This window comes from Pedobacter sp. AC464, assembly GCF_979253075.1.
In genome coordinates, this window is sequence record NZ_CEEDBV010000001.1 from 370369 (window position 1) to 382869 (window position 12501).

A 12501-nucleotide genomic window follows, 5' to 3' on the forward strand; every position below is an offset into this window, starting at 1 on the left:
CGAGCGATTGTGCGGGTAGCAAAATCGCTGGTAAAAACAATCCCTAATTTGAAATTCATTCATTCAAAAAATTAAAGTTATGATTAATCAAGATAAAGAGTCGAAAATAACGCTTTTAGGTGCTGGTCCTGGCGACCCGGATTTATTAACTTTAAAAGGTGTTAAAGCCTTGCGGACTGCAGATGTGGTATTGTATGATGCGTTAACAAATGAGGCATTGCTGGAACACGCACCTGCAAATGCCATAAAAGTTTACGTTGGTAAACGTTCGGGTGAACATTCCTATCCGCAGGAAACAATCAATAAACTGATGATTGATTATGCTTTAAACTATGGTCACGTTGTGCGCTTAAAAGGGGGAGACCCATTCGTTTTCGGTCGCGGCTATGAGGAATTGGATTATGCTGCATCTTATAGTATACCTGTTGATGTTATTCCCGGAATTTCAAGTTCAATCGGCGTTCCGGCCTTGCAGCAAATTCCGGTAACACACCGTGGCTTAAGCGAAAGTTTTTGGGTAATTACCGGAACAACCACGTCTGGCGAAGTTTCTAACGACATTTATCAGGCAGCGCAATCAAACGCTACGGTTTTAATTTTAATGGGACTAAAAAAGCTTTCCAAAATTGTCGAAATTTTTAAAGCCGCTGGCAAACATACTTTGCCGGCAGCCGTGGTACAAAACGGGTCATCTTCAGAAGAAAAACTAATTGTTGGCGTAGTAGAGTCTATTGAGAAATTGGTGGAAAATGAAAATGTTAAACCACCTGCGCTCTTAATTTTTGGCGAAGTCGTTTCTCTTCACCCATCATTTAAAAGCTTAGCCAAACACTATGCAAGTATCGCCTAAACAACCCGATAGTGATATACCTTACGTTGAAGAGCAGGGGAACCAGCTTTTTCCGGTTTTTATTAAGCTGAATAAGCTCCGTACATTATTAATCGGCGCAGGCAATATTGGTCTCGAAAAATTGACTGCGATTGTAAATAACAGTAACCATGCGAAAATTACTATTGTTGCAGAAGCAGTTTCAGCTGAAGTTCATGCGCTTGTTTCGGCTAATCCGCAGATAAAAGTGAAGCAAAAAAGTTTTGATGTTTTTGATTTGGAGGAGATTGACATCGTTTTTGCCGCAACGAACAACAATATTTTAAATGAAGAAATTAGAAAAGTCACGCATGAAAGAGGTTTGCTGATTAACGTGGCCGATAAGCCTGATTTGTGCGATTTTTATCTAGGCTCAATCGTTCAAAAGGGCGATTTAAAAATTGCCATTTCTACAAATGGTAAATCGCCAACGATAGCAAAGCAATTAAAACGGATTTTGAACGAAGGGATTCCGGCAGAATTGGATGAAACGTTGCAAAACATGAGTGCGCTTCGGCAAACACTAAATGGCGACTTCTCTGCAAAAGTAAAAAAGCTAAATAAAGTTACCCAAAGCCTTATAAATCCGCAGAAAAGCTTTGCAGAGCGTAACATCAAATGGTTAATCTGGCTGGCTGCGGTCTTGTTAATTGGCGCAATCGGCTTCTCGCTGTGGAATACAGAACCCGAGTTTCAGACTTTTTTAATCAATATCGACCCATTATTTTACTGGTTTTTGGGTGCAGGTTTTGTATTTGCATTGATAGATGGCGCAATCGGGATGTCGTATGGCGTAACAACCGCGTCATTTTCACTCGCAATGGGTTTGCCGCCCGCTTCTGCAAGCATGGCCATTCACATATCAGAAGTTATGAGTAATGGAATTGCTGGCTGGATGCATTACAGAATGGGCAATGTAAACTGGAAATTATTTAAAATTCTGATTCTGCCGGCCATTTTAGGAGCGGTTTTAGGTGCCTATATTTTATCATCTCTTGAGCAATACAGCGCCTATGTAAAACCTGTAGTGGCTGTTTACACGCTATTTTTAGGAGGTGTAATTTTAATGAAAGCTTTCAACATCAAAAGAAAAAAAGCAGAACAAAAAATAAAGAAAATCGGATTGCTGGGATTTGTTGGCGGTTTTATCGATGCTGCATTTGGTGGGGGCTGGGGTTCAATTGTACTTTCCAGCCTAATTGCCGGAGGGCGGCACCCGCTCTTTTCTTTGGGGACAGTTAAAATAAGCAGATTTTTTATTGCCACCTTAAGTTCGCTAACATTTTTTACGATGCTTGGAGGCAAACACTGGGAGGCCGTACTAGGTTTGATAATTGGCAGCGCTATCGCATCGCCAATTGCGGCAAGGGTTTCAAATAAAATATCAGCAAAAACCATTATGGTTGCGGTTGGCATCATCGTTATGCTAGTAAGTTTGAGAAGTGTTGTACTATTTATTTTAAAATTGATTTAGTGATGATTTTAGCAGAACTGAACGCACAACTGGAAGGCTTAAGTGTTGTGGATAAGCTCAAATATCTTGCAGATAAATTTGCAGATAGTGTGATATTTTCAACCAGTTTTGGTTGGGAAGACCAGGCTATTACACATTTAATTTTTTCCAATAACATTCCGATTAAGGTGTTTACGCTCGAAACGGGTCGCCTTTTTCCAGAAACTTATTATGTTTGGAACAGAACGCTGGAAATATACAACAAGCCGATCCATGCTTATTATCCGAAAAATGAATTATTAGAGGATTTGGTTAACACTAAAGGTCCGAATAGCTTCTACGAATCGGTTGAAAACAGAAAGGAATGTTGTTATATCCGCAAAATTGAACCATTAAAAAGAGCATTGCAGGGCAATGAGATTTGGGTAACCGGAATTAGAGCTGAGCAAAGCCAAAACCGCGAAGATATGCACGATTTGGAGTGGGATGAGGGTAACCGGCTAGTAAAGTTTCATCCGATCTTCGAATGGACTTTACAAGATGTTAAGGCTTACATCAAGGAAAATAACATCGTTTATAATAGTTTACACGATAAAGGGTTTCCAAGTATTGGTTGTGCACCTTGCACCAGAGCGGTACAACCAGGTGAAGATTTTAGAGCCGGGAGATGGTGGTGGGAAGACCAAAGTAAAAAAGAATGTGGCTTACATAACACAGCAGAAAAAGCTGTAGCAAATAAAGGATAAAATAAAAATTCCGTTTGCCGCAATTTTAGAATAATTTCTTAAAAAAACAGCGGATATCGACTAATGAATAACGACAAAAAATGAGTACATATAATTTTGATTACCTGGACGAACTGGAAGCCGAAGCAATTCATATTTTACGTGAAGTTGCCGGCCAATTTGAGAAACCTGCCCTGTTATTTTCAGGCGGGAAAGATTCCATTACGCTGGTTCGTTTGGCAGAAAAAGCATTTCGGCCGGGAAAGTTTCCATTTCCGTTAGTGCACATCGATACTGGCCATAACTTTCAGGAAACCATCGAATACCGGGATAAAATGATTGAACGAATTGGCGAAAGATTAATTGTCGGTTCTGTTCAGGATTCTATCGACCAAGGTAAAGTGGTAGAACAAAAAGGTAAAAATGCGAGTAGAAATGCCCTTCAAACGGTAACACTGCTGGATACAATTGCCAAATACGAGTTTGATGCCTGTATTGGAGGCGCACGCAGGGATGAGGAAAAGGCAAGAGCAAAAGAGCGCATTTTTTCCGTTCGTGATGAATTTGGCCAGTGGGATCCAAAACGCCAGCGCCCTGAGCTTTGGAATATTTACAACGGCAAGATTCATAAGGGAGAAAATGTTCGTGTATTCCCAATCAGCAACTGGACTGAACTTGATGTCTGGAATTACATCCGCAGAGAAAATATAGAGTTGCCCAGCATTTATTTTTCGCATGAACGCGATGTAATTTTAAGAAACGGACAATTGATGGCTGCATCACCATTTTTAAATATGGATGATGAAGATTTGGTTTTTCAAAAACAAGTGCGTTTTCGTACCGTTGGCGACATGTCTTGCACAGCGGCTGTAGAATCTGAGGCAATTTTGATTGATGATATTATTTCAGAGATCAGTGCTTCGAAAATTTCTGAACGCGGCGCCAGGATGGATGATAAGGTTTCGGAGGCTGCAATGGAAGACAGGAAAAAAGGCGGATATTTTTAACAAACGATTTTCGCTTTTAAGCAACAAACGGATAACGGAGAACGAAAAACGACAAAGAACAACGAGAAGAAATGAACATATTAAAATTTTTCACGGCAGGTAGTGTAGATGATGGTAAAAGTACCTTAATTGGCCGCTTGCTATATGATACAGATTCCATTTTAGCTGATCAGTTAGAAGCCTTGCAAAGCTCTAACCGAAAGAATGATGACGGAACAATAGATTTGGCCATTTTAACAGATGGGTTACGAGCAGAACGTGAACAGGGAATTACCATTGATGTAGCCTACAAATATTTTCAAACCGATAAGCGAAAATTTATCATTGCAGACACTCCGGGTCACATTCAGTATACCAGAAATATGGTTACCGGGGCGTCGACAGCAAATCTTGCCATCATTCTAATTGATGCCAGGAATGGTGTTGTAGAGCAAACTATTAGGCACTCATATCTGGTTTCTCTCTTAGGAATTAAACATATCGTGGTTTGCATAAACAAAATGGATATGGTTGATTATAGCGAGAATGTTTACCAGGCAATTATTGATAAGTACAAAATTTTAGCAAAGCAGCTACAACTTAACGATGTAAATTACATTCCCGTTAGTGCATTAAAGGGCGATAATATTGCTCAAAACTCTGAGCGTTTGAATTGGTATGAAGGTGAAAGTTTATTGCACTTTTTGGAGCAGGTAGATACAGATAATCTGGACAAATCTCAGCTTGCCCGTATGCCTGTGCAGTGGGTTATTCGTCCTCAAACGGCAGAACTACACGATTACCGTGGTTATGCCGGCCGCGTTTTAAGCGGAACCTTTAAGCTTAATGATAAAGTAACCGTTCTGCCATCAGGTGCGAGTTCGATAATCGAAAAAATCGAGTTTTTTGACCAAACTCCGGAGGCGGCGCATGCCGGACAATCAGTTACGCTTCATTTAAAAGATGATGTAGATATTAGCCGCGGGGATACGATTGTAAATGCTACGGCTTTACCGCAACAATCTAAACTGATTGAAGCCGATTTATGCTGGATGGACGGGCGGGCTTTGGATACATCGATTACCTATCTAATTCAGCACAATAGCAAAGTAACCAAATGTAAAATCAGCGAAATTTTGCACAAGGTAGACATCAATACTTTAGAAAAACACCCTGCAGATGAATTTAAGTTAAATGACATTGGGCGTGTAATTGTTAAAACGGCTGACGCTTTAGCTTTCGATTTGTATGACGATAACCGGGCAAATGGCTCGGCAATTTTAGTTGATAGCAGAACGAATTTAACGGTCGGTGCTTTGATGTTTAGAGCAGCGGTAGAATAAAAGATAAATATAACCAAATATTATAGTGAAAGCTCTAAAAAGGAGCGAAAGCAATTAGCGGGGCATCGGTAACGATAGTCCCGTTTTTTCTTTTAACAAAATTTTATTTATGGAATTGATGGATAATTTTCATCGTATTTTTATATTTAGATAACGTAAATTTTAAAAATTAAATGATGAAGAAGAAATTCGCCTACCTTTTTTTTGCCATTGTTCCATTCGTTTACGCATGCAGTGCTTCAGATAAAAAGGCAGAAACCACAATAGCAGATTCAGTTATAAACCAAACCTGTTATGCATCTGCTTTTGAAAAAGATAGTGCAGCAATGATTGTAAAAACAATGGCTTCCGGGAAAGTTACCGGTTCACTGCTAATAAAATATGGAGATAAACCTCAGAATAATGGCAAGTTGGATGGCAAGTTTCATGGCGATACATTACTTGTTGATTACCGTTTTAATACAGGTGGCGATACCACCAAGGCTTTTACAAATCCGTTGGCTTTTTTGAAAAAAGACGGCAAATTGATAATGGGCGTAGCGCAGATTGAAACTACATTAGGTCGTTCATATTTTGTAAAAGGCAAGCCAATTAACTACGAGGCAGGGAAGTTTACCTTCGTGGAAGTACCTTGTAAATAACCTTAAAATCAGCTTATCTGCATTGATGTCTTAGCTTTCCGCTGAGACATTTTTGTTTGCGCATTATTACAGGAAGTGTAACTTCTTGCAGCTATTGGGCAGGTATTTTAACTTGTTTGAGTCAGCCAAAAGCTACTTCTACTTCCTGGCAACAAAAATATTTTAAAATAAATTACTACAATTTCTATAGACTTTATATATTTGTGTAATTAACAAGTGTAATAAACGAGCTAATATTTTCTCTCATGATTTTAAGTAAAGTAGAAAAAGCGAACATTGAACCAAAAATTACGTTGATAGGTGCTGGTCCTGGCGACCCGGATTTATTCAGCTTAAAAGGTGTTAAAGCATTAAAAACAGCAGATGTTGTTTTGTATGATGCAAATGTGAACGAAGCTTTACTGTGTTATGCGCCAGAAGATATTCCAAAAGTTTATGTTGGTAAACGCACAGACGATGAAGATTTTTCGCAGGACGCGGTTAACAAACTCATTATTGACTACGCTTTAAACTATGGTCATGTGGTGCGTTTAAAAAGTGGTGACCCGTTTTTCTTTGCCAAAGGTTATGAAGAAATTGATGCCGCAGAATCTTATAGTATTCCTACAGAGATTATCCCGGGCATTTCGAGTGCAACCGGTGCGCCAAGTTTGCAGAAAATCCCAATGATTTATAAAGACTTGAGCGAGAGCTTTTGGGCAGTGACCGGGACAAACTCAAAGGGAGAAATTTCTGAAGATTTATACATTGCTGCCAAAACAAAGGCTACAATTGTAGTTTTGAACGGCATTGAAAAAGTTAAAGAAATAGCCGCAATTTTTCAGAATGAAAATAAAGGTTTATTGCCCGTTGCAGTGATTCAGAATGGTTCCGCACCTGATGAAAAAATTGCTGTTGGTATTGTTGATACCATTGCGGAGCTTGTTGAAGACAAAAAAATACAGGCACCCGCTTTATTGGTATTCGGAGATGTGGTTTCATTACATCCGAAGTTCCAACCCATCAGGGATTTTTACGAAATTATTGCTGAAGAGTTCTAAAGTAATCATTATAAATTTGTTTTGTTGTTTGAACCGCTGGCGAAAGCCCAGCGGTTTTTTCGTTTCAATAATCCACAGAGTTCACACCTATTTTAGCAGAAATAAAATCACTTAGGTTATGCAATATGCTGCAAACAGGCGTTTGTTAAATAAGCCTGATTGAAGTGGAAATATCCCGATTTTCTTCCGGAATTGCAACGAAAAGCAGGGCTGCAATCGGCCAAAAACTATAAACTCTCACTTCCAAAAAATCACCAGTTAATCAGGAAATGAACAGATATCAGGCTGCGATAATCTTCTAAACCTGCGGAGAAATCTATCTACAAAAATAAATTTCCCATTATTTCCAAATCAGAAAACAATTACTAACTTAACAGAGTTATCTACACCAAATATTTGATGGAAATTATACATATAAGCGCCGAGTGTTACCCTGTTGCGAAAGTTGGCGGTTTAGCTGACGTGGTAGGGGCCTTACCAAAATACCAGAATAAAATCGGCCATATTGCCAAAGTGGTTGTTCCTGCCTATGATACTAAATTTGTGCGGGAAAGTGAATTTGAAGTGGCTTATGATGCCTGGTCTAATTACGGTAACCATCATTTTTCTTACCGCGTATTGCGGGAGAAAACCAATAAACTTGGTTTCGATTTATATATTGTTCATATTCAGGGATTAACAGACAGACCAAATGTTTACGGTTATGATGATGACACCGAGCGTTTTGTTGCTTTCCAAATTGCCACTTTAGATTGGATTGCACAATGGGAACATCGTCCGGATGTAATCCACTGCCACGACCACCATACTGGATTAATCCCATTTATGGTTTCGAACTGTTTGAAGTACAATAGTTTGATTAAAGTACCTACCATTTTAACGATTCATAACGCACAATATCAAGGCCAGTTTGGCTGGGAAAAATTGTATTATTTGCCGGCTTTCGATTTATGGAAGGGTGGTTTGCTGGGTTGGGAAGATGCAATAAATCCACTCGCCTCGGCCATTAAATGTGCCTGGAAAGTAACCACTGTATCGCCAAGCTATTTAGAGGAAATGATGAACAATGCCCGCGGCCTTGAAAGTTTGCTTAGGCAGGAGCGATGGAAATGTGTGGGCATATTAAATGGAATAGACAGCGAAGTTTGGAACCCTGCGACAGACCCTATGCTCGGAAAAAGTTACAATTTAAAAACAGTAGAAGCCGGAAAAACCGCAAACAAAAAGGCTTTGTGCGATGTTTTTCAATTAGACGCATCCAAACCACTGTTCACTTTTATTGGAAGATTGGTTGATGAGAAGGGTGCCGATTTGTTGCCTGACATATTTTACACTGCGCTTCAACAACATGGCGACAACATAAATGTGTTGGTTCTAGGTTCTGGAGAGAATTGGGTTGAGGGGCGATTAAATCAATTGAAAGACATTTTTGGAGGGCGGTATAATGCGTACATTGGCTACAACGAACAGGTTTCGCACGAAATTTATGCAGGCGCCGATTTTCTACTTATGCCATCGAGGGTGGAGCCTTGTGGCCTGAACCAGCTTTATGCATTGCGATATGGCACCGTACCGATTGTGCGGCGTGTTGGTGGGTTAAAAGACACAGTAATTGACATTGGGGATGGCGGCTTCGGTTTGTGCCACGACCAAACCAGCATTTGGGATGTTACACATGCCATTAACCGTGCTGTTGATTTATATAATGATAAAAAAGCTTTTAAAGCAGTACGTAAAACCATGATGAAGATTGACCATTCGTGGGATAGGGCAGCAACGAATTACATAGAATTATACCAAATATTAAAATAAGCTTAAACATGACTGACAAAGTTTTAGGCGTTATCCTTGGCGGTGGCCAGGGCTCTAGATTATCGCCATTAACACAAACACGTTCTAAACCGGCAGTTCCGATTGCTGGTAAATATCGGTTGGTAGACATTCCAATTTCAAATTGCCTGAATTCTGGCATCCACCGTATGTTTGTGTTAACACAGTTTAATTCAGCATCCCTAAATAAACACATTAAAAACACTTATCACTTTAGCCACTTTAGTACGGCTTTTGTTGATATTCTTGCGGCCGAGCAAACGGTGCAAAACGCAGGCTGGTTCCAGGGAACTGCCGATGCAGTGCGCCAATGTATGCACCACATTGTTTCTCACGAGTTTGATTACATCCTGATTTTATCTGGTGACCAGTTGTATCAGATGGATTTTCAGGAAATGATCCAAAAACACATTGATGCAAATGCAGAAATTACCATTGCAACAATTCCGGTTACGGCAAAAGATGCGACCGACTTCGGTATCCTAAAAGCCGATGAAGAAAACATGATTACTTCTTTTATCGAAAAGCCGAAAACTGGGTTAGAGGATTGGGTGTCTGACACGGGAGCGGAAATGCAGAGCGAAGGCCGGAATTTCCTTGCATCTATGGGTATTTATGTTTTCAATAGGGAGTATTTAATCAATATTCTGAATGAAAACGAAGACGAAAAGGATTTCGGTAAAGAAATTTTGCCAAGGGCGATTACTGAGAGTCGTGTTTTAAGTTATCAATATGAAGGATATTGGACTGATATTGGTAACATTTCGTCTTTCTTCGAAGCCAATTTAGGCTTAACGGATGAAATTCCGAAATTCAATATGTTTGATAGCAACCACACAATTTTTACCCGTGCAAGGATGTTGCCGCCGTCGAAAATTTCGGGTACAACGCTAGAGAAGGCAATTATTGCCGAGGGTTGTATTGTACAGGCAAGTAGAATTGAACATGCCGTACTAGGCATCAGAGCCCGCATTGGCAAACATACCGTGGTAACCAATACTTATGTAATGGGTAGCGATCGTTACCAAACTTTGGAAGAAATTCAGACGGAAACAACCAAAGGCAATTCACTTATTGGCATCGGCGACCGCTGTTACATTAACAACGCGATTATTGATAAAAACTGTCGCATTGGAAATGATGTGAAAATTAATGGTGGCCCGCATTTGGAAGATGGCGATTTTGAACTTTATGCTGTTAAAGACGGAATCGTTGTAGTTAAAAAGGGTGCGGTTTTACCAAGTGGAACTGTAATTTAGAATAACGACTTAGTATTCAATCTGTTGAGCCAGTTTAAATTCGTTTAAACTGGCTTTTTTTTTGCCCAGGTTAAGCGAGGCGTAGTCTGATTACACCTAGAGAAACCGTTTCCGTAGAATTTTTGTTTAGCACCATTGTTCAGCTAGATTAGATGGTAAAATCGTTGCTAACTCGAGATTTTGGCATTGACCTTTAGGGTTAAGCTGACATGATTTCTCGAACGTTTAGGTCATACAATTTCATTTCCGTAACCAAATTAATCCCGCTCTATCCATTAAATTTTATCCAATATGGCTTAGCAGCCGTTTGTGTTTGCGAAGTACTTGTTTAAATCGTTAAAAATCCCCTTTTTCGCCAACATTTTTCGCATAAGCTTGTTAGTAGATAAACATTAAATGAGCTTATGGCCGAACAACACCTTTATCAAACAGGAATAATAGGAAACTGTGCTTTTCTGGCACATGTAAATAAAAATACAGATATCTCGTGGCTTTGCTGGCCACGTTTTGATAGTCCTTTCGTTTTCGGGAGCTTGCTTGACAAACAAAAAGGCGGTGAATTTTCAATTTTACCTCAGGGAGAATTCTCATCGACTCAATATTATATTGAAAATACCAATGTTTTAAGAACCGAAATTACCGCGGAAGACGGCAAATATCGCATTACTGATTTTGCTCCAAGGTTCCATCTATACGAGCGGTATTTTAAGCCATTGATGTTTATCAGAAAGATTGAACCCCTGCAAGGCAACCCACGAATCACCATAAAATGTGAGCCCGTTTGCGATTACGGGAAAGGTAAAATGCGTTCGAGCAGGGGCAGCAACCACATTGATTATATCGGTTGCGACGAAAATATAAGGTTAAGTACCAATGTATCTACTACTTACATCTTAGATGAAAAAGCATTTGTATTAAACGAGGCAAAATACCTCATTATGACTTACGGACAGAACCTGGAGGCGCCCGTGGTGAGTACCGCAGAAACCTTTCTTCGGGAAACAGTGGCATACTGGAGGTTGTGGATTAAGCATTCATCTATAGCAGGTTTCTATCAACCTTTTGTGATTCGTTCTGCTCTGGTTTTGAAAATTCACCAGTATGAGGATACCGGGGCAATTATTGCCGCAAGTACAACCAGTTTGCCAGAATCGCCGGGCAGTACCCGAAACTGGGATTACCGCTATTGCTGGCTGCGTGATTCTCACTATGTGCTTACCTCTTTAAACCATATTGGGCACTTTGAAGAGATGGAGAAGTATTTTAATTACTTGTCTGATATTTCCCATGCTGAAGACACCAGATACCAACCGTTGTATGGCATAGCCGGCGAACGTGAAATCACCGAACGCACCTTGGATCATTTGGAAGGTTACAAAGGTGAGCAACCTATCAGAGTCGGAAATCAAGCCTACGAACATATACAAAACGATATTTACGGACAGGTTTTAATTTCAATGTTGCCGCTATATACCGACCATCGTTTCGTTTTTTCGGAGCGCAGCGATTCTGTGAAATGGATTGAAAGTGTATTATCTAAAATAGAGCGTACAATTGATGAAAAAGATGCTGGTATCTGGGAATTCCGGAATATTGCGAATGTACATTGCTACAGCAATCTTTTTCAGTGGGCTGGCGCACAGGCGGCTTTAAAAATGGCAAAAACTATCGGTAATCAGGATTTTGAGGATAGAGCTCAGGTTCTAATTGACAAGGCTGCCGCCCATATCGAAGCTTGTTACGACCCGGAACGTAAGGTTTATACCAATGCCGTTGGTAGTCCGCATTTAGATGCGAGCACTTTGCAGTTGATTATGATGAACTACCTGGACCCTGCATCAGACCGTGCTAAAGACCATTTAGCTGCCTTGGAGCGTGAATTAAAAACTGAAGACGGGTTATTTTACAGGTACCTGCATGCTGATGATTTTGGAAAGCCAAAAACCACGTTCTTAATTTGTGCTTTCTGGTATGTAGAGGCTTTGGCTTGCGTTGGCAGAACTGACGAGGCAATTAAGGAGTTTGAAAATATTATCAAATATTGTAACCACTTGCTACTTTTCAGCGAAGATGTTGACGCCAAAACCGGAAGTCAGTGGGGGAATTTCCCGCAGGCTTATAGTCATGTTGGTTTGATGAATGCTGCATATCGCATCGCCATCAAGTTAGACAGGCCAATATTTTTGTAGAATATCTCCCGCGGATTACGTGAAGTTTCGTCGATTTACTTCTGCGTTGATTACCGAAATCCGCGGGAAATTTACCGAGCGTTTTAAATTGGTTAAACCGGAATAGTTTTATCATGTTTAATGATTTCCGGCAAATTAATTGATTTCCGCTAGAGTAATTCCTAATT

The 12501-nt window shown here is 40.0% G+C and carries 10 protein-coding genes; all 10 read left to right on the forward strand.

Annotation, left to right across the window (positions count from 1 at the left end; all coding sequences use genetic code 11):
* The first annotated feature begins 79 nt into the window (after nucleotides 1–79).
* Entirely contained in the window at nucleotides 80–850 is a 771-nt protein-coding gene (gene cobA, locus AC0IWT_RS01580) for a uroporphyrinogen-III C-methyltransferase (RefSeq protein ID WP_471795692.1), read from the forward strand.
* A complete protein-coding gene (locus tag AC0IWT_RS01585; RefSeq protein ID WP_471795693.1) occupies nucleotides 834–2342 on the forward strand; it encodes a TSUP family transporter in 1509 nt (502 codons plus the stop codon). Before cobA (AC0IWT_RS01580) ends, AC0IWT_RS01585 begins: the two co-directional genes overlap by 17 nt.
* Before the next feature lie 2 nt (nucleotides 2343–2344).
* Nucleotides 2345–3067 carry a phosphoadenylyl-sulfate reductase gene (locus AC0IWT_RS01590; RefSeq protein ID WP_471795694.1) on the forward strand — a complete coding sequence of 241 codons (723 nt, stop codon included), beginning with the start codon at nucleotides 2345–2347 and terminating at the stop codon, nucleotides 3065–3067.
* Between the two features lie 80 nt (nucleotides 3068–3147).
* Nucleotides 3148–4053, forward strand: coding sequence for a sulfate adenylyltransferase subunit CysD (gene cysD, locus AC0IWT_RS01595; RefSeq protein WP_471795695.1), 906 nt, complete (start codon nucleotides 3148–3150; stop codon nucleotides 4051–4053).
* Between the two features lie 71 nt (nucleotides 4054–4124).
* Nucleotides 4125–5375, forward strand: a complete 1251-nt coding sequence (locus AC0IWT_RS01600; RefSeq protein ID WP_471795696.1) for a sulfate adenylyltransferase subunit 1 — start codon at nucleotides 4125–4127, stop codon at nucleotides 5373–5375.
* Between the two features lie 173 nt (nucleotides 5376–5548).
* On the forward strand, nucleotides 5549–6016 hold the full coding sequence (locus AC0IWT_RS01605) for a hypothetical protein (protein WP_471795697.1): 468 nt from the start codon (nucleotides 5549–5551) through the stop codon (nucleotides 6014–6016).
* 245 nt (nucleotides 6017–6261) lie between these two features.
* Nucleotides 6262–7056, forward strand: coding sequence for a uroporphyrinogen-III C-methyltransferase (gene cobA, locus AC0IWT_RS01610; protein WP_471795698.1), 795 nt, complete (start codon nucleotides 6262–6264; stop codon nucleotides 7054–7056).
* Nucleotides 7057–7455: 399 nt separating this feature from the next.
* Entirely contained in the window at nucleotides 7456–8868 is a 1413-nt protein-coding gene (locus AC0IWT_RS01615) for a glycogen synthase (protein WP_471795699.1), read from the forward strand.
* Nucleotides 8869–8876: 8 nt separating this feature from the next.
* Nucleotides 8877–10145 carry a glucose-1-phosphate adenylyltransferase gene (locus AC0IWT_RS01620; protein WP_471795700.1) on the forward strand — a complete coding sequence of 423 codons (1269 nt, stop codon included), beginning with the start codon at nucleotides 8877–8879 and terminating at the stop codon, nucleotides 10143–10145.
* Nucleotides 10146–10549: 404 nt separating this feature from the next.
* Nucleotides 10550–12334 carry a glycoside hydrolase family 15 protein gene (locus AC0IWT_RS01625; protein ID WP_471795701.1) on the forward strand — a complete coding sequence of 595 codons (1785 nt, stop codon included), beginning with the start codon at nucleotides 10550–10552 and terminating at the stop codon, nucleotides 12332–12334.
* Nucleotides 12335–12501: the final 167 nt, after the last annotated feature.

What these genes read in the sequence shown, in the direction of transcription:
- cobA (WP_471795692.1), top strand. Translation starts at nt 80, where the DNA reads ATGATTAATCAAGATAAAGAGTCGAAAATAACGCTTTTAGGTGCTGGT.
- AC0IWT_RS01585 (WP_471795693.1), top strand. Translation starts at nt 834, where the DNA reads ATGCAAGTATCGCCTAAACAACCCGATAGTGATATACCTTACGTTGAA.
- AC0IWT_RS01590 (WP_471795694.1), top strand. Translation starts at nt 2,345, where the DNA reads ATGATTTTAGCAGAACTGAACGCACAACTGGAAGGCTTAAGTGTTGTG.
- cysD (WP_471795695.1), top strand. Translation starts at nt 3,148, where the DNA reads ATGAGTACATATAATTTTGATTACCTGGACGAACTGGAAGCCGAAGCA.
- AC0IWT_RS01600 (WP_471795696.1), top strand. Translation starts at nt 4,125, where the DNA reads ATGAACATATTAAAATTTTTCACGGCAGGTAGTGTAGATGATGGTAAA.
- AC0IWT_RS01605 (WP_471795697.1), top strand. Translation starts at nt 5,549, where the DNA reads ATGATGAAGAAGAAATTCGCCTACCTTTTTTTTGCCATTGTTCCATTC.
- cobA (WP_471795698.1), top strand. Translation starts at nt 6,262, where the DNA reads ATGATTTTAAGTAAAGTAGAAAAAGCGAACATTGAACCAAAAATTACG.
- AC0IWT_RS01615 (WP_471795699.1), top strand. Translation starts at nt 7,456, where the DNA reads ATGGAAATTATACATATAAGCGCCGAGTGTTACCCTGTTGCGAAAGTT.
- AC0IWT_RS01620 (WP_471795700.1), top strand. Translation starts at nt 8,877, where the DNA reads ATGACTGACAAAGTTTTAGGCGTTATCCTTGGCGGTGGCCAGGGCTCT.
- AC0IWT_RS01625 (WP_471795701.1), top strand. Translation starts at nt 10,550, where the DNA reads ATGGCCGAACAACACCTTTATCAAACAGGAATAATAGGAAACTGTGCT.